The sequence below is a fragment of the Pseudonocardia yuanmonensis genome (genome assembly GCF_039542425.1).
GTDB classification, from domain to species: Bacteria; Actinomycetota; Actinomycetes; order Mycobacteriales; family Pseudonocardiaceae; genus Pseudonocardia; species Pseudonocardia yuanmonensis.
The window spans coordinates 30,173-47,108 of record NZ_BAABIC010000013.1 but is presented as its reverse complement, the minus strand read 5'-3'; the positions used below and the strand labels follow the sequence as shown (position 1 = coordinate 47,108).

12 protein-coding genes and 1 pseudogene are annotated in these 16,936 nt (G+C 73.3%); 10 read left to right on the top strand and 3 right to left on the bottom strand.

The features are described from left to right. Window positions 1-278: 278 nt before the first annotated feature. Window positions 279-1,715, top strand: a complete 1,437-nt coding sequence (locus ABD990_RS19550; protein WP_345382042.1) for a DUF2382 domain-containing protein — start codon at window positions 279-281, stop codon at window positions 1,713-1,715. 63 nt (window positions 1,716-1,778) lie between these two features. Here ABD990_RS19550 and ABD990_RS19545 read toward each other — a convergent pair whose 3' ends face one another. Beyond that, window positions 1,779-2,813, bottom strand: a complete 1,035-nt coding sequence (locus ABD990_RS19545; protein WP_345382041.1) for a YhjD/YihY/BrkB family envelope integrity protein — start codon at window positions 2,811-2,813, stop codon at window positions 1,779-1,781. Window positions 2,814-3,008: 195 nt separating this feature from the next. Between ABD990_RS19545 and ABD990_RS19540 the strand changes: the two genes are divergently transcribed. Then, entirely contained in the window at window positions 3,009-5,156 is a 2,148-nt protein-coding gene (locus ABD990_RS19540) for an alkaline phosphatase family protein (protein WP_345382040.1), read from the top strand. A gap of 12 nt (window positions 5,157-5,168) precedes the next feature. Here ABD990_RS19540 and ABD990_RS19535 read toward each other — a convergent pair whose 3' ends face one another. Then, window positions 5,169-5,786, bottom strand: coding sequence for a TetR family transcriptional regulator (locus tag ABD990_RS19535; RefSeq protein ID WP_345382039.1), 618 nt, complete (start codon window positions 5,784-5,786; stop codon window positions 5,169-5,171). 123 nt (window positions 5,787-5,909) lie between these two features. On the opposite strand from ABD990_RS19535, the gene ABD990_RS19530 reads away from it, so the two are divergent. From ABD990_RS19530 to ABD990_RS19500, 7 genes and pseudogenes are all read left to right on the top strand, one after another. Then, the gene (locus ABD990_RS19530; RefSeq protein WP_345382038.1) at window positions 5,910-7,463 is read left to right on the top strand and encodes an acyl-CoA synthetase; all 1,554 of its coding nucleotides are present in this window, start codon (window positions 5,910-5,912) and stop codon (window positions 7,461-7,463) included. Continuing rightward, window positions 7,460-8,449, top strand: a complete 990-nt coding sequence (locus ABD990_RS19525) for an LLM class flavin-dependent oxidoreductase (RefSeq protein ID WP_345382037.1) — start codon at window positions 7,460-7,462, stop codon at window positions 8,447-8,449. The genes ABD990_RS19530 and ABD990_RS19525 overlap by 4 nt, the downstream gene beginning before the upstream one ends. Window positions 8,450-8,491: 42 nt before the next feature. After that, window positions 8,492-9,247: an SDR family NAD(P)-dependent oxidoreductase gene (locus ABD990_RS19520; RefSeq protein WP_345382036.1), complete on the top strand. Its 756-nt coding sequence runs from the start codon at window positions 8,492-8,494 to the stop codon at window positions 9,245-9,247. A 53-nt stretch (window positions 9,248-9,300) separates the two neighbouring features. Beyond that, window positions 9,301-11,271 (top strand): acetoacetate--CoA ligase, encoded by a 1,971-nt coding sequence (locus ABD990_RS19515; protein WP_345382035.1) that lies wholly within the window; start codon window positions 9,301-9,303, stop codon window positions 11,269-11,271. Then, complete coding sequence (locus ABD990_RS19510) at window positions 11,268-11,975, top strand: LLM class flavin-dependent oxidoreductase (RefSeq protein WP_345382034.1); 708 nt, start codon at window positions 11,268-11,270, stop codon at window positions 11,973-11,975. Before ABD990_RS19515 ends, ABD990_RS19510 begins: the two co-directional genes overlap by 4 nt. Window positions 11,976-12,141: 166 nt before the next feature. Next, window positions 12,142-12,828 (top strand): annotated as a pseudogene (locus ABD990_RS34445) (DUF222 domain-containing protein); the annotation flags it as partial. A gap of 61 nt (window positions 12,829-12,889) precedes the next feature. Then, window positions 12,890-13,489, top strand: coding sequence for an HNH endonuclease signature motif containing protein (locus ABD990_RS19500; protein ID WP_345382032.1), 600 nt, complete (start codon window positions 12,890-12,892; stop codon window positions 13,487-13,489). Between the two features lie 33 nt (window positions 13,490-13,522). Here ABD990_RS19500 and ABD990_RS19495 read toward each other — a convergent pair whose 3' ends face one another. Further along, on the bottom strand, window positions 13,523-14,020 hold the full coding sequence (locus tag ABD990_RS19495; protein WP_345382031.1) for a quercetin 2,3-dioxygenase: 498 nt from the start codon (window positions 14,018-14,020) through the stop codon (window positions 13,523-13,525). 102 nt (window positions 14,021-14,122) lie between these two features. On the opposite strand from ABD990_RS19495, the gene ABD990_RS19490 reads away from it, so the two are divergent. Further along, on the top strand, window positions 14,123-16,861 hold the full coding sequence (locus tag ABD990_RS19490) for an ATP-binding protein (RefSeq protein WP_345382030.1): 2,739 nt from the start codon (window positions 14,123-14,125) through the stop codon (window positions 16,859-16,861). Window positions 16,862-16,936: the final 75 nt, after the last annotated feature.

Genomic DNA, 16,936 nt, shown 5'->3' with positions numbered 1-16,936 from the left:
TCGTCCTCGGCATCGGGCTGCTCCGTGGTGAGCCGCCGCGCCGGAGTGCCTCACGCCCGCGCGGCCAGCACCTGGGGCTCGGGCACGGAGGCCTGTCCCGCTCAGCTGTGACCCGTGCGCCCCGCGGCGCGCACAGCCGCTTGGAGCACAGGGGTTTGCCCTGGTCGTCGGCTTCACATCGCAGCCGTGAAGAGCCTCGTCAGCGGCCGGAAGGTCCCGCTTCCCGGATCGGGGGCCGGGTATCTCGCCGGCTAGAACGCCGACGAAGGGACACCGAGATGGCCAACTCCACCCCGGACACGCCGGACGTCAGCGAGACGAAGCTGGCCGCGATGAAGATGGACGAGCTACGCGCCCACGCCCGCACGCTGGGCCTCGACGGGGCCGACGAGCTGCACAAGCCCGAGCTGCTGGCGAAGGTCAAGGCCCACCACTACGCGCAGGCGCACGGCGGCGAGCACCGCGACGGATCCGGCGGCGGGGCGTCGGCCGGCCGGCGCCCGACCCGGAGCGAGTTGTCGGGCATGAAGCTGGACGAGCTGCGCGCCCATGCCCGCAGGCTGCGGATCGACGGGGCCGACGAGCTGCACAAGCCCGAGCTGCTGGCGAGGGTCAAGGAGCACCACCTCGCGAGCGAGCTGTCGAGCATGAAGCTGGGCGAGCTGCGCGCGCACGCCCGCACGCTGGGCCTCGACGGGGCCGACGAGCTGCACAAGCCCGAGCTGCTGGCGAAGGTCAAGGACCACCACGGCCTGGGAGGCGGCGGCGCGTCCGGCGGCCGGCGCCCGACCCGGAGCGAGCTGTCGGGCATGAAGCTGGACGAGCTGCGCGCCCATGCCCGCAGGCTGCGGATCGACGGGGCCGACGAGCTGCACAAGCCCGAGCTGCTGGCGAGGGTCAAGGAGCACCACCTCGCGAGCGAGCTGTCGAGCATGAAGCTGGGCGAGCTGCGCGCGCACGCCCGCAAGCTGGGCCTCGACGGGGCCGACGAGCTGCACAAGCCCGAGCTGCTGGCGACGGTCAAGGACCACCACTTCGCGGAGACCCACGACGGTGGGCACCGGCCCGACGCCGACGGCGGGTCCACCGGCGAAAGCCGGCCGGCGCCCTCGGCGGAGCAGGACCACGGCGACAACGCCACCCCGGACACGCCGGACGCCGGCGAGACCACGCCGGCCGCGAAGCAGAGGGACGAGCTGCCCGCGCACCCGCCCGAGCCGGGCAGCGACGGAGACGAGGAGTTGCACTCGCCCGAGCTGCTGGCGACGGTCGAGGACGCTCCGAGTACGGCGGAGGACGGCCAGGGCTCCCCGCGGGAGGAGACGCCGCTCCACGCGATCACCGGCTCGGAGGAGCGGCTCGACGTGGGAACCGAGCCCCGCGAGACCGACCGGGCCGGCTTGGGCGCGCACATCGTGCCCGGGCACCAGCAGGTGAGCGTGCCGGCGCCGCGCGAGGAGCTCATCACCGTCGAGCCCGAGCCGATCGCCGAGGTGAACCGGGACGCCCCCGACGACGGCCCGGCGACGTCCGAGGAGCCGCCCGAGGTGGTGCTGCCCGAGGAGGCGCAGCTCTTCGCGAGGGCGGCCGTCCCGGCCGGTGTCGTCCGGCGGTTCGGCACGGAGACCCGCACTGGGCAGGAGACCGTCGGCACCGAGATCGGTCAGGAGGAGCTCGACGTCGACCCGGACGGTCCGAGCGTGCCCGGCCGGTAGCGCCGGCGTCCGGCTGCGGCCCCGTTCCGGCACCGGACGGGGCCGCAATGCCCGCTTTCGTCGTCACTCCTCCCCTCCGCGGCGGGTCAGCAACCGGCCACCGACCAGGCCCGCCACCGCCGCGGCCCCGAGCAGGCCGGCGCTCGCGACCGTTCCGAGGCCTCGATGAACGCACACCTCCGGCCGGATCACCGCGGGCTCCGGCGGGGGCGGAGGGTGCTCGGGCTGGGTCTCACGGGCGGTGGCCGCCCAGGCGGCGATGAAGATCAGAAAGCGGGTCACCGTGTAGATGAAGATCAGGAGCCCGAGGATCGGGCCGAACGCGATGCCGGTCGGGGAGCGCGTCACGATCGCCAGGTAGACCACCATCCCCTGCTTGATGAGCTCGATGCCGACCGCGGCACCGACCGCCGCCCGCCCCGCACTGCGCCAGCTCAACCGCCCGCGGGGCAGGCGCGCGTAGACCCAGAGGAACAGCAGCCAGTCGGCGAGCAGGCTCAGGACGACGCCGAGCGCGGTGAGGAGCCAGCGAACCCATCCGAGGTCGGCCAGCCCGAGGAACTCCAGGACCCGCCCGGCGAAGACCCCCGCCGCGGTGGTGATGCCGAACGACACGGCCACCGCCAGGCCCAGCCCGAGCAGCGCGACCAGGTCGACGAGCAGGCGGCGCAGGAACGGCGGCGGCTGCGGCGGTTGTCCCCACTGCTCGGACAGCGCGGCGCGCAGGTTGCTCATCCACCCCAGGCCCGTGTACATCGCGATGAGCAGGCCGACCACCCCGACCGTCGAGGCGGAGGCCACGGCCTGGTCGATGATCGAGTTCACCGTGTCGTCCAGTCCGGCCGGGAGGGCCTCGTCGACGTGTGCCCGCAGCCGCGCGAGGGGCTCCGGGTCTGTGAACAGCACCAGCGTCACCACGGCGAACGCGACCATGGTGAGGGGGACCAGCGCCAGCAGACTGAAGTACGTGATCCCGGCCGCGTAGTGGTTCCCGTGCCGTTCGGCGTAGCGCACCCCGGCGCGCACCAGGTGGTCGAGCCACGCGTGGCGCAGGCGGAGCCGGTCGAGACCGGACAGGGCGGTCGGCTGGTCGGTCACACGAGCTCCCCACGACGGTCTGCGGTGCGGCGATCCACGGTCGCGAACGCGTCGCCGGCTCCGCTCACCCGCACGGGGTGACGTGCACGGACCGGCGCCGTGCGGGGCCCACCCCGGAGTGCCGACGGGACCGGTTTCGGGGCCGCACGGCGCTGCTCGTCGACGCGGTGGGGCGGGACCGGGCACGATGCCGGGGTGGACAGGCACGCGGGCCCGAGCCTGCGCGCGAGCGGCCGCGACGTGCGTGACGGCCTGATCGGGCTCGTCGCCACAGGCTCGGCCCTGCTCGTCGCGGCGTGGGTCCTCGACGGGCTGTCCCTCTCCCCGTGGTGGACGGCGTTCGTGGTCGCCGCCGTGATGGCCGTGGTGGATGCGCTGGTGCGGCCGGTGCTGCGGGTCCTCGCCAGGCGGGCGGGCGCCGTGACCGCGCTCCTGCTGGGGGTGCTCGTGCAGGTCGTCGTGGTCGAGGTCGCGCTCCTCGCGGTGCCGTCGGCGTCGCTGGACTCCCTCGGCGACGCGCTGGCGACCCTGGTGATCGTCGCCGTGGTCTCGGTCGTGACCCGCTGGCTGCTCGGCGTCACCGACAGCTCCTACCTCGTCGCGGACCTGGTCCGCCGCGGCGAGCGACGACGTCGGCGGACACCGGCACCGGGCCCGGACGCCGAGGGCCCCGCGGTGGGCATGGTCGTGGTCCAGGTGGACGGTCTGCCGTTCCGGTTACTGCAGCACGGCATCGTCTCAGGGGTCCTGCCGACCCTGGCCCGCTGGGTGCGCTCCGGCGGCCACGACGCGGTCCGCTGGTGGGCGCGGGTCCCGTCGACCACGCCGGCGAGCCAGGCGGCCCTGCTGCACGGCACCAACGAGGGCATCCCGGCCTTCCGCTGGTACGAGAAGGACTCGGGTCGGCTGCTGGTCGCCAACCGCCCCGCGGACGCGGCCGACGTCGAGAAGCGGCTGTCGGACGGGCGCGGGCTGCTGGCCGAGGGCGGCGTGAGCGTGTCGAACATCTTCAGCGGGGACGCACCGACCGCCTTCATGACGATGAGCCGCATCACCGGCCGGGGCGGCCTCGGCCCCGGCCGCGGCTACGTCAGGTTCTTCGCCAGCCCGTTCGTGTTCCCCCAGGCCCTGGTGCGGACGCTCGGCGAGATGGTGAAGGAGCTCCACCAGAGCAGACGGCAGCGCCTGCGTGGGATCGAGCCGCGTGTCCGCCGGCGCGGCGCCTACGTGGCCCTGCGGGGGCTGACGAACGTCCTGTTGCGCGATCTCAACGTCGCCCTGGTCGCCGAGCACATGATCGCCGGAGCCCCGGTGATCTTCGTCGATCTCGTCGACTACGACGAGATCGCGCACCACGCCGGGGTCGCGCGGCCGGAGTCGCTCGCCGCGCTGGCGGGCGTGGACGGGGTCCTGGGCACCCTCGAGAGAGTGGCGGCGGCCGCGCCACGGGAGTACCGCTTCGTGGTGCTGTCCGACCACGGGCAGAGCCAGGGGCCGACGTTCCGCCAGCTGACCGGCCGCGGCCTGGAGGCCGCGGTCCGGGGACACACCGAGACGAGCAGCACCGCGACGCTGGCCGACACCGGCGACGTCGAGGTGTGGGGGCCGCTCAACGCGATGCTCGCCGAGGTCCTGTCGGCCGTCCGCCCGGCGGCGCGCCGGTCCGACGGGCGAGGCACCGACGGCACGGGCATGGTCGTCGGACCGCAGCGGGACACGCGGGCGGCGACGGCCGGGCCCTCCGGCGGCGAGCGGCCGGAGCTCGTCGTCGTGGGTTCGGGCAACGTCGGGCTGATCTGGTTCCCGGAACTGCCGGGCCGGGTGCCGATCGAGGAGCTGGGCCGCCGGTTCCCGGCGCTGGTCCGCGGCCTGCTCTCCGAGCCCGGGGTGGCCTTCGTCGTGGTGGACAGCGCACGCGGGCCGCTGGCGGTCGGCCCGGACGGCGTGCGGGTGCTGCTCGAGGACGTCGTCGAGGGCCGGGACCCGCTGGCCGCGTTCGGCCCCCGGGCCGCGGCCGACCTGGCACGCGTCGCCGCCATGGAGTCCTGCCCCGATCTCTACGTGCACTCCACGGTCGATCCGCGGACGGACGAGGTGCACGCGTTCGAGGAGCTCGTCGGCTGCCACGGCGGCCTCGGCGGCTGGCAGAACGACGCCGTGCTCGTGCACCCGGCGGACTGGCCGTTGGAGACCGGCCTGCTCGACCGCAGCGTCGACGGCGAAGCGCTGCTGTACGGGGCGGAGGCCGTCCACCGCCAGCTCGTGCTCTGGCTGGAGCGCTGCGGCGCGCGGAGCCGCCCGGTCCCGGAGGCCACGGGTGCGGCCTGCCCTCGTGATGCGTAGTCAGACGAAGAGTCAGACGAAGAGCCGGGGCAGCAGGTCCCGGCTGTTGCGTCGGAGGTCGTCGAGGGCCGTGTCCGACCCCGCGAGGTGGCGCTGCAGCGCCTGCTGGAACAGCCCGTCGAACATCGCGTAGGCCGCCGAGGGCGAGCAGGTCGGCTCGGTCCCGGTGAGGTCCGCGTAGGCGCGCACGAGGCGCCAGACCATGTCCTGCAGGCGACCGTCGATCTCGGCGACGTCGTCCCGGAAGGCCCCCTCGAACAGGGACTGCGAGCGCAGGTCGTACCAGAGCCGGTGCACGAGCGGGGCGTCGACGAGCGTGGCGGCCAGCCCGTCCCCGCACGCCGCGGCGAGCTCGTCCGGTGTGGACGCCGCGGCGACGAGGCCCTCGTACCGCTGCACGCAGGCGTCCTTGTAGCGCCGCACGCAGTAGGTGATCAGATCGATCTTGTCGGCGAAGTAGTAGTGCAGGAGCCCGTGGGAGAAGGCCGTGTTGTCCGCGATCGTGCGCAGGCTGGTGCGCGCGTAACCGAGTTCTGCCAGGGTCAGCAACGCCGCGTCGGCGAGCTCGCGGCGGCGGTCCTCGAACTTGTCCACACGGGACCGCGACCGCACGGCGGCTGAGCTGGGCATGACGCGACGATACCCATCGAGCTGAATTCCTGACCACTCGTCCAGGAAAATCTTGACAACCGTCCAAGATCGGGCCACGGTCGTCCCTGTCGGCAACGGTGCCGGCACGACCGAGAGGCGACGATGTCGCTGACCTTCTATCTGGACAAGGGCGCCTCCCTGGACCCCGGGGCGCCCTGCCTGACCCTCGACGGGGCGTCGCTGTCGTACGGCGAGGTCGTCGAGCTCTCCCACGCGGTCGCCAGGGCACTGCGGCGCTCGGGTGCCCGGCCCGGGGACAAGGTCGGCATCCTCTCGGCCAACGACCCGACCGCGTTCTCCTGCGTCTTCGGCATCGCCCGGGCGGGTGCGGTGTGGTGCCCGATCAACCCGCGCAACCCGGCGGGGGAGAACGCGGAGCTCCTCGACCTGTTCGACTGCTCGACGCTGATCTTCCAGCCGGCGTTCGACGGGCTGGTGGCCGAGATCGCCCCGAAGCTCCCCAAGCTGACCACGCTCGTCCGACTGGGCGACGGCGACGACCTGGCCGAGGCCTTCGACCCCTGGCTCGACGCCGCGCGCGAGGACCCGGAAGCGGAGGCCGCGCAGCCCGAGGACGTGGTGGCACTGGTCGGCACCGGTGGCACCACGGGGCGGCCCAAGGGGGTCATGCTCACCGATCGCAACCTCGAGGCGATGTCGGCGATCACCCTGATGAGCTACCCGTTCGAGGGGCGCCCGGTGTACCTGGCCCAGGCGCCGCTGACCCACGCGGCCGGCGTGCTCTGCTTCCCGATCCTCGCCCTCGGCGGCGAGGTCGTGATCATGGCGAAGCCGGACGTCGGCCGGTTCCTGGAGCTGATCGAGCGGCACCGGGTCACCCACACGTTCCTGCCGCCGACGCTGATCTACATGGTGCTCGGCCACCCGGCGCTCGACGGCACGGACCTCTCGTCGCTGCAGTGCTTCTGGTACGGCGCGGCGCCGATGTCGGTGGCCAGGCTGGCCGAGGCGCTCGACCGCATCGGTCCGATGGCGCAGCTCTTCGGGCAGTCCGAGGCCCCGATGATGATCTCGACCATGTCCCCGGCCGAGCACCGGCTGCCGGACGGGACGATCGCCACCGACCGGCTGTCGTCCGCCGGCCGACCCTCGCCGCTGGTCACGGTGGCGATCCTCGACCAGGAGGGCCGGCCCGTCCCGCGCGGGGAGCGGGGGGAGATCTGCGTCCGGGGCTCGCTGGTGATGGCCGGCTACTACCGCAACCCCGAGGCCACGGCGGAGGCGTCCGCCCACGGCTGGCACCACACCGGCGACATCGGCTACCTCGACGCGGACGGCTTCCTCTTCATCGTCGACCGCGCGAAGGACATGGTGATCACCGGCGGGTTCAACGTCTACTCCGCCGAGGTCGAGCAGGCGCTGATGGCCCACGACGCCGTCCGGGACTGCGCGGTCGTCGGGCTGCCCGACGAGAAGTGGGGCGAACGCGTCGCCGCCGTGGTCCAGCTCCAGCCGGACACCGAGATCGACGTCGACGAGCTGATCGCGTTCGTCAAGCAGCGCATCGGGAGCGTCAAGGCGCCGAAGCAGATCGAGATCTGGCCCGATCTCCCCCGCTCGACCATCGGCAAGGTCCTGAAGACAGAGATCCGCACGACACTCACCGCAGTACCGCAAGGAGGCGGCACCTCATGAAACTCGCTCTCTACCTGCCGAACTTCCGCGACAAGGTCACCGTCAAGGAGCTGGAGGACCTCACCGCGCTCGCCGAGGAGCTGGACTTCGACTCGGTGTGGACGCTGGACCGGATCGTCGTCCCGGAGGCGTCGGACCGGCAGGAGCTGCAGTACCCCTTCGGGATGATGGACGGTCTGCCCAAGGCGCTGCCGGTGTCCTCGCGCGGCCAGTGGTTCCAGGGCTACCCGCTGATCCCGTGGCTCGCGGCCAAGACCTCGAAGGTCCGGATCGGCATGAGCATCATCGACACGCCGTTCCGCGCCCCCGGCGTCCTGGCCGCGGAGATGGCCACGATCGACCACCTCTCGAACGGTCGGCTCAACGTCGGCGTCGGATCCGGGTGGATGCCGGAGGAGTTCGCGGCCGCGAGCGCCGCGCACATCTTCCCGAAGCGGCACAAGCACGTGCGCGAGACGATCGAGGTCATGCAGGGCGTCTGGAACAACGAGCTGTTCGAGTACCACGGCGAGTTCGCGGACTTCGACAGCTGCGGGTTCGGGGTCAAGCCGTTGCAGGACCCGCTGCCGATCTTCTTCTCCGGGCTCAAGGACCCGGCGCGGGCGGCCAAGCGCGTCAGCAAGTACGACCTCAAGGGCTGGATCGGGATCCAGGACTCGCCCGAGGACATCGCCACCTGGCGCGGGGGCATCGAGCGCGAGCTCGAGGCGATCGGCAGCCAGCGCAAGATCGGTGACCTCGAGATCAGCAGCATGATCTGGACGGTCATCACGGACGTCGACCTGGACGACTCCCCGGCGGGCAAGGTCACGAACCTGCTGGCGGGCAGCGAGCGGCAGATCACCGACAAGCTCAAGGCGTACAAGGAGGCCGGGATGACGATGCCGATGTTCTGGCCGCCGTTCGCGGACGTCCCCGTGTCCAAGACCCTCGACGACCTCAAGCGGATCAAGAACGACATCATGCCGAAGGTCGAGGCCTCCTGACCTCCGGTTCCGCACTCCCCACACCGAAGTGAGAGGAAAGAGATGCCCGAACTCGACGGTAAGCGGGTCTTCGTCACCGGGTCCGCTGCCGGGATCGGCAAGGCGATCGCGACGCTGTTCACGCAGCGCGGCGCCCGGGTCGTCGTCAGCGACATCAACGCCGACGCGGCCAAGCAGACGGCGGACGAGATCGGTGCGGCGGGCGTCGCGAACTGCGACGTGACGGACGAGGCCCAGGTCCAGAGCGCGGTGCAGCAGGCGGTGGATCTGCTGGGCGGCCTCGACGTCCTGGTCAACAACGCCGGGATCGAGGTCTCCTCGCCGCTGCTGCAGCAGTCCACGGAGAGCTTCGACAAGATCTACGCGGTGAACGTGCGCGGCCCGTTCGTCGCGATGAAGGCGGCGATCGGCCACCTGATCGAGTCGAAGGGCAACGTCGTCAACATCGCCTCGATCGCCGGCATCGGCGGCAGCCCGCTGCTCGGCTCGTACTGCGCGTCGAAGGCGGCGCTGATCCAGCTCACCCGGGTCGCCGCGGTGGAGATGCGGCCGACGGGCGTGCGGGTCAACGCGGTCTGCCCGGGCTTCGCCGACACCGCCATGGTCGAACGGCTCGTTCCGGACTTCGAGGCGGCGACCCAGGTCCCGTTCGGCGACCTCGTCGCGATGAAGCAGGGCAGGCTCGGCACCCCGGAGGACATCGCCGAGGTGGCGGCCTTCCTCGCGTCCGACCGGGCGTCGTGGGTCACCGGCAGCCACTACGTCCTCGACGGTGGGCTGACCGCGTCCCTCGTGTGAGCATGTGCGGCGGGCCCGGCGCGACGGGCCCGTCGCACAGTGAGGCGGTGGGGATGACCGACACGATCTGGAGCCCGACGGCGGCCCGCATCGAGGGATCCGCGCTGCGCGAGTACCTGGACTGGCTGGCGGAGCGCGAGGGGCGGCCGTTCGCGGACCACGACGCGCTCTGGGCCTGGTCGGTCGAGGACCTGGACCGGTTCTGGCTGTCCCTCGTCGACTACTACGAGGTCGAGTTCTCCGCGCCGTGGACGCAGGTGCGCACCGCCGACCCGATGCCGCACACCCGCTGGTTCACCGGGGCGCGGCTGAACTGGGCGCAGCACGCGTTGCGTCGCGGGGAGGACTCCTCGGTGGCGGTGGTGTGCGTCCGGGAGGGCGGCGCACCCGCGCGGGAGATCACGTGGGGCGCGTTGCGCCGGTCGGTCGCGGCGGCGGCCGGCTGGCTGCGGCGGGCGGGCGTGCGCCCCGGCGACCGGGTCTGCGCCTACTTGCCGAACACCGAGCACGCGGTGATCGGCGTCCTCGCCGCCGCCGCGGTCGGCGCGGTGTGGTCGTGCTGCTCCCCGGACTTCGGCGCCGAGGGCACCATCGGTCGTCTCGCACAGCTGGAGCCCACCGTGCTCATCGCCACGGACGGCTACCACTGGAACGGCAAGGAGATCGACCGCGCCGACGTCGTCGCGACGCTGCGCGAGAAGCTGCCCACGGTGCGGCACTTCGTCCACGTTCCGTACGTTTTCGACCGGCCTGCTCCTCCGGGTGCGGTCCCGTGGGACTCGGTTCTCGCCGAGGACGCGCCGCTCGAGTTCGAGCAGGTCGAGTTCTCCCACCCGCTCTGGGTGCTGTTCACCTCGGGCACCACCGGGCTGCCCAAGGGCCTGGTCCACGGCCACGGCGGGATGACGCTGCAGGGTCTGATGTGGTCCGGGTTGTACTGCGGGCTGCGCCCCGCTCCGCGCGAGACGAGCGCCGCCGAGCGGATGTTCGCCTTCACCTCGACCGGCTGGGCGCTGTGGAACATGCAGCTGGGCGTGCTCACCCAGGGCGCGAGCATCGTGCTGTACGAGGGCAGCCCCGGCCACCCGGCGGGCGCGGTCTTCGAGGTCGCGGCCCGCACCGGGGCGGACGTCATGCTGCTCGGCGCCGCCGTCGTCACCGCGACGGCGAACACGGGGGTGTCGCCCCGGCAGGAGCACGACCTGAGCCGGCTGCGGCACGTGATGGTCAGCGGCTCGGCGCTGCCCTCGGCCGGCTACCACTGGATCATGGAGCACATCGGCCCGGACGTCCGGATCGACTCGACCAGCGGCGGCACCGACATCTCCGGCGCGTTCGTCGGCGCCAACGAGTACGCCCCGGTCCGGGTGGGGCGCATCGGCGGCCGGCTCGCCGGCGTCGACTGCGCGGCCTGGGACGAGGAGGGCCATCCGGTCGTCGACGAGGTGGGCGACCTCGTCGTCACGCAGCCGATGCCGTCGATGCCGGTGCACCTGTGGAACGACCCGGACGCGGAGCGCTACACGGAGTCGTACTTCGAGACCTGGCCCGGCGTCTGGCGGCACGGGGACTGGGTCACGTTCTACGCCGACGGCAGCCTCGCCATCCACGGCCGCTCGGACTCGACCTTGAACAGGCAGGGTGTCCGGCTGGGCAGCAGCGACTTCTACGACGTGCTCGAGACCATGCCGGAGATCAGCGAGACCCTGGTGGTCGGGGTCGACCGACCCGACGACGGCTACTGGCTGGGCCTGTTCGTCGTTCCTGCTGCGGGGCACGTGCTGGACGACGCTTTGCGGCGGCGGATCGTCGACACGCTGCGGACCCGGCTCACGCCCCGCCACGTCCCGGACGAGATCCTCGAGGCGCCCGCCGTGCCGCACACGTTGAGCGGCAAGAAGATGGAAGTCCCGATCAAGAAACTGATGACCGGACGTCCGCTGGAGAAGGCCGCCAACGTCGCCTCGGTCGACGACCCCGACGCGCTGCGCTGGTACGCGCGGTTCGCGGCCTCCCGTTCGTGAAGCTCGGCGCCTATCTGGCCCACCTGGGCTCGGCTCCGCCCTACGACGTCGCCTCCTGGGCCCGGTGTCTGGTGGACGCCGGCTTCGAGAGCCTGTGGATGCCGCAGATCATCGGGCGTTCCGGCTTCGTCCCGGACCCCTTCGTCGCCTTGGCGGCGGCCGCCGTCGCTGCTCCCGGGGTCGAGATCGGCACGGCCACGATCCAGGTGCCGCTCCACCACCCCGCCGACCTCGCCCACAGGATCCGGTCCCTGCAGTTGGTGTGCGGTGACCGCCTGACCTTGGGGGTGAGCCCCGGCTCGACCGAGACGGACTACGCGCTCCTGGACCGGGACTTCCGCAGCCGTTTCCGCACCTTCGACGAGAACGTGGCACGCCTGCGGGACCTGCTCGGCAATGACGCTTCGCCGCTCCTGCTGGGCTCGTGGGGCGCCAACGTCGAGAAGGCCGCCCGGCACTTCGACGGCTGGCTGGCCTCCGCCCACCGCCGCACCCCCGACCAGATCCTCGAGGCCCACTCCCGTTACCGAGCGGCCGGCGGCGGACGAGCCATCGTCTGCGCCATCCCGCTCTCGAGCCCGGCCGACCTCGGCCCGCTCGGGGACCAACTCCACCGCTACGCCGAGGCGGCCTTCGACGACGCCGTCGTGCTGATCGAACCAGGAGGCCCGGACCTCGAGAAGGTCAGGGCCCTCCTCCCCTGAGCCGCCAACGGCGGGCGATGTAGGGCATCCAGCGTCAAGTGGCACGTCTGGCTGAGTTTCAACTCGATCTTTCTTGTTGCGTCAGTCGTCGTCGCCAGGCGGCCGTTCATCGGATCGCTGCAGCTCAACTGCCGTAATTCGATCATATGTTCGATACCATCGGCGCATGGCCGGCTGGAGTGACGTGGCGGACGAGGATCTCCTCGCCGCGGTCGCTGACGTCCAGCGGGCCCGCAATGCCGTCGAGGCCCGGATGGTCGCCGTGATCGGGGAGGTGGAGGCCCGGGGGATCGCCGCCGAGCGTGGGTTCAAGGACACCGCGGACCTGTTGCGCACGGTCCAGAAGGTCGGGGCGGGCGCGGCGAAGGCGCGGGTGCGGGCGGCGCGGGCCGCCGCCCCGCGGCGCTCCCTGCGGGGGCAGGAGCTTCGCGCGGCCATGCCGGAGACCGCGCTGGCGATGGCGTCCGCGGAGATCTCGCTGGACCACGTGGTGGTGATCGAGCGGACACTCGCCGCGCTTCCGCCGCACCTGGTCGCCGAGCACCAGGAACCCCTCGAACAGGATCTGGCCGAGCACGCCCGACTCCTCGACCCCGACGCGCTACGCAGGGTGGGCAAGCACGCGCTGGCGATGCTCGATCCGGACGGGCCGCGGCCCCGACACCACGACCCCACGCGGACGCGGCTGCGGTTCCTGCCCCGCGGCGAGGGGTTCGAGGCGCGGGGCCGGTTCGACCGGGAGTCGGCGGCGATCATCCGGACCGCGTTGTCCCCGTTGGCCGCGCCGACCGGTGAGCACGAGGTCGGGGAGTGCACGGAGTCCGGCTGCGAGCACGGCCCGGGTGAGTCACGACCCGATCCCCGGTCGACGGCGGAGCGGGACGGTGATGCGCTGGTCGAGCTCTGTCGGCGGATTGCTGAACTTCAGGGCGTTGCCCGTCGAGGGTGGGACCCGGCCGCAGGGCACCGTCACGATCTCCCTACACGACCTCCGCCACGCGGGGGCGGGGCTGCTGGAGTTCGGGGACGGGCCCGCGCGTGGGGTGATCCGCGCCGAGGACGCGCGGCGCCTGGCGTGCGACGCCGGGGTGATCCCCGTGCTGCTGGGGTCGGGCGGGCAGCCGTTCGACGTCGGGCGCAAGCATCGGGTCGTGCCGCACGCACTGCGGCGGGCGCTGGCGGCCCGCGACGGTGGATGCGCGTTCCCCGGCTGTGGGATGCCGGCGCAGTGGTGCGAGGGCCACCACCTGCGGCCCTGGGTCGACGGCGGGGAGACCTCGCTGGGCAACACGGTGCTGCTGTGTGCGCGTCACCACCGGCTGATCCACCGTGGCGAGTGGACGGTCACGGTGGACGGTGGCATCCCGTCGTTCCCTCCGCCGTGGTGGTCGGGCGGTCCACCGGGCAGGAACGTCGTGCATCGTCCGGACCTGCTCGGTCGGCCCCCCGCGCCCTGCCGACCCGTCGAGCAGGTGAGCCTGGACGACCTCGTGGCGCTGCCGCAGCCTTCGTGAGGCCCTGGCCCCCCTCCGGCCAGGGCCACGCGCTCACCCCCGTGGCTGCGGCGGCGGGCCCAGCATCTCCACGCCGTACTCCGTCATCGCCCGGACGAGTGCCTCGACGTCCGGGGGGCCCTCCGGCGGCGGGGGCAGGGTCGCCGACGGCGCGGGCTCGCCGGTCGCGAAGAAGAAGTGGTCCATCCGGCCGCCGGTGGAGAAGGCGAGGAAGCGGGCCTCGTCGGACTCCACACAGAAGGCGTGGGCGAGGTCCCGCGGGGCCCACACGAAACTGCCGGTCTCGGCAGTGATCACCTCGTCGCCGACGGACACGGCGAGGCGGCCGTCGAGCACGTAGAAGGCCTCGTCCTCGCGGGTGTGGCGGTGCAGCGGGCTGGCGTAGCCGCGGGCTCCGTAGGCCTCCTGCACCCAGAGGCGCTCGTTCGTGTTGTCGCTGGTCGCCTTGAAGGTCAGCAGGGCGCCGAGGTGCCACAGGGCGGGGCCCTCGCCGGCGGCGAGGTGGTACGGGCGGGTGGTGGGGATCGTCATGACCTCGACCCTGGCGCGCCCCGCGCCCACCGACATCGGGGTGCGTACGTATCCGGCGCAAACGCTGCACGTACGTCCGTGCGGTCGCCTACTGTCCGGTAGGTGCCCGCGCCGCGCTGCCCCGTCGTCGTCGGGCGGGCGGGGGAGCTGGCCGCGGTGCGGTCCGCGCTCGCCGCCACCCGGTTCGGACGGGGCTCGACGACGGCGCTCCTCGGCCCCGCCGGGATCGGCAAGTCGCGTCTCGCACGGGAGGCGGCCGTGGCGGCGGAGGCGTGGGGCATCCCCGTGCTGACCGGGCGGGCGGTGCCGAACGGAGACGCGACCGCCTTCCGGCCGATCGCGGAGGCCCTGCTCGCCGGGCTGCGTCGGCACCCCGGGATCGACGCCCGGCCCGAGCTCGGTCGGCTCGTCCCCCGCTGGCGTGCCGACGACCAGCCGGACGGCTCCGTGCTCGTCCTCGCCGAAGCCGTCCTCCGGCTCCTCCAGGACCTCGCGCCCGACGGGCTGCTGCTCGTCCTCGAAGACCTGCACTGGGCCGACCCCGAGACCCTCGCCGTGGTCGAGTTCCTCGCCGACAACACGGAGCACGTCGCCCTGCTCCTCACCGCCCGCGACGAGCCGGACGCCGTCGCCCGGCTGGCCGACACCCTGGCCCGGCGCGACGCCTGCACCGTCCGGATGCTCACACCGCTCACCGCCGCCGAGATCGACGCGATGATCGACGCGTGCGGGATCGACACGACGATCGACGCAGGGGACCGGCAGGCGCTGCACCGTCGTAGCGCCGGTCTCCCGCTCCTGGTCGAGGAGCTGCTCGGCGCCGAGCCGGGAACCGTCCCCCGCTCCGTGGCCGAGTCCGTCCGGACGCGGCTCGCCGCGCTCCCCGACGACGGCCGCGCGGCCCTCCAGGCGGCCGCCGTGCTCGGCGAGCGGTTCGACTGGCGCGTCCTGACCGACACCGTCGGCCTCGACGAGACCGCGGCGCTCGCCGTCCTCCGCGAGACGATCCGGTCCGGAGTGATCGACCCCGGGGAGCAGGACGAGTTCCGGTTCCGCCACGCCCTCGTCCGCGACGCGGTCCTCGCCGACCTCCTCCCGCCCGAGCGCGCGACCTGGGCCGCCAAGGCACTCGCCGCCGTCCGGCACCGGCAGCCCGAGCTCGACGGCCCGTGGTGCGACGTCGCCGCCGACCTCGCCCTGACCGCGGGAGACCGGGCCGCGGCGGCCGAGGTGCTGCTCGAGGCGGGCCGTCGCAACCTCGCCCGCGGCGCCCTGCAGTCCGCCGAGACGACGCTCCGCCGGGCCCGCGAGGTGTCCGACGACCCCACCGCCGTCGACGAGCTCCTCGCCGAGGTCCTGACGTCCGCGGGCAAGACCGAGGAGGCCGCCGCGATCAGCCGGCGCCTGCTCGACGCCGCGCCGCACGCGGCCGCAGCCCGTGTCCGGCTGGCCCGCGTCCACGTCCGCGCCGGCCGCTGGGCCGCAGCCGAGGCCGAGCTCCGGCAGGTTCCCGCCCACGGCGCCGACGGGCTGCGGGCGATGGTGGTGCGCGCGACCGTTGCGCTGGAGGACGCCCGCCCGGACGACGCCGCTCACCTGGCGGCGGCGGCCCACGAGCGCGGCCCGGTCGACGTGCGGGTCGACGCCCTCCTGCTGCTGAGCCGCCTCGCCCGCCGCTCCGACCTCGGCGAGGCCGAGGCGCTGGCGTTGCGCGCCCAGACCCTCGCCGAGCAGCACGGGTTGGCGCACGCCGCGGCGCGTGCCGCCTACGAGCGGGCCATCGCCGGGGTGCAGGAGACCCTCCGCGTCAACCTGCTCGCCGAGGCCCGGGCACGGGTGGCCGCGCTCGGCGACCTCGCCGGGGTCGCGGTGGTCGATCTCCAGGAGGCCGCAATCCGCAACACCCGGTGGGAGACGGAGGAGGCGATCGCGGCGGCGACTCGCTCCATCACGGCCTCCCGCCGGTTGCACCTCGCGACGCTGCCCAAGGCCCTCGTCCTCGACGCCGCGGCCCGCGCCTACCTCGGTGAGCAGGCCGAGGCGCAGCTCGCCGAGGCGCAGACCCTCGCCCCGGACGACACCCACCTGCGCGGGGAGGTCGCGCAGGTGCGGGCGATGTGGGCCCTCGACCGGGGCGACGACACCGCCGCCCACGCGCACCTCGACGAGGCGATGACGCAGTTCGCGCGACGGCCGGACGAGGTCACGGGCTCACCCGGTGTCGGACTCTGGCTCATGACCACCGTGGCCTGCGATCCGGGGCGGACCGCCGCTCCCGAGCCGCCCGATCCGCTCACCAACCGCTGGAACCGGGGCATGGCGCGGTTCGCGGAGGCCATCGCCCGGGGTCGCCGCGGCGACCGGGCCGGCGCGCTCACCGCGTTCGACGAGGCCGAGGACACCTTGCGCCGGCCCGTGGACATCGGCTGGCATCGCCTGCAGGCCCGGCGGCTGGTGGCCACCGCGGCGCTCGCCGACGGCTGGGGCGAGCCCGCGCGCTGGCTCGCCGCGGATCTCCCGCAGGTCGAGGCGCGGGGCCGTGAGCGCTGGGCCGCGGTCCTGCGCGGGCAGCTGCGGAGCGCCGGGGTGGCCGTGCCGCGGCGGACCACCACCGCCGTCCCCACGGTCCTGCGGGAGAAGGGCGTGACCTCCAGGGAGAGCGAGGTCCTCGCGCTGGTCGCCGAAGGCCTGGACAACCGGGAGATCGCGGCGCGGCTCGTGCTGTCCGTGCGGACCGTGGAGAAGCACGTCGAACGGCTCCTCACGAAGACGGGCACCGCCCGGCGCCCAGCCCTGGTCGCCGAAGCCGTTCGGCTGCTCGGCGGACGCCGAGATCCGTAGGCCCGCGTGTCACTGCCGGTGCTGCGGGCAGGTGCCTGCCGACAGCACGGCGTTCGGTCGCCGACGGCGTGCGGG

What these genes read in the sequence shown, in the direction of transcription:
- ABD990_RS19495 (WP_345382031.1), bottom strand. Translation starts at nt 14,020, where the DNA reads ATGACGATCCCCACCACCCGCCCGTACCACCTCGCCGCCGGCGAGGGC.
- ABD990_RS19550 (WP_345382042.1), top strand. Translation starts at nt 279, where the DNA reads ATGGCCAACTCCACCCCGGACACGCCGGACGTCAGCGAGACGAAGCTG.
- ABD990_RS19530 (WP_345382038.1), top strand. Translation starts at nt 5,910, where the DNA reads ATGTCGCTGACCTTCTATCTGGACAAGGGCGCCTCCCTGGACCCCGGG.
- ABD990_RS19520 (WP_345382036.1), top strand. Translation starts at nt 8,492, where the DNA reads ATGCCCGAACTCGACGGTAAGCGGGTCTTCGTCACCGGGTCCGCTGCC.
- ABD990_RS19535 (WP_345382039.1), bottom strand. Translation starts at nt 5,786, where the DNA reads ATGCCCAGCTCAGCCGCCGTGCGGTCGCGGTCCCGTGTGGACAAGTTC.
- ABD990_RS19525 (WP_345382037.1), top strand. Translation starts at nt 7,460, where the DNA reads ATGAAACTCGCTCTCTACCTGCCGAACTTCCGCGACAAGGTCACCGTC.
- ABD990_RS19515 (WP_345382035.1), top strand. Translation starts at nt 9,301, where the DNA reads ATGACCGACACGATCTGGAGCCCGACGGCGGCCCGCATCGAGGGATCC.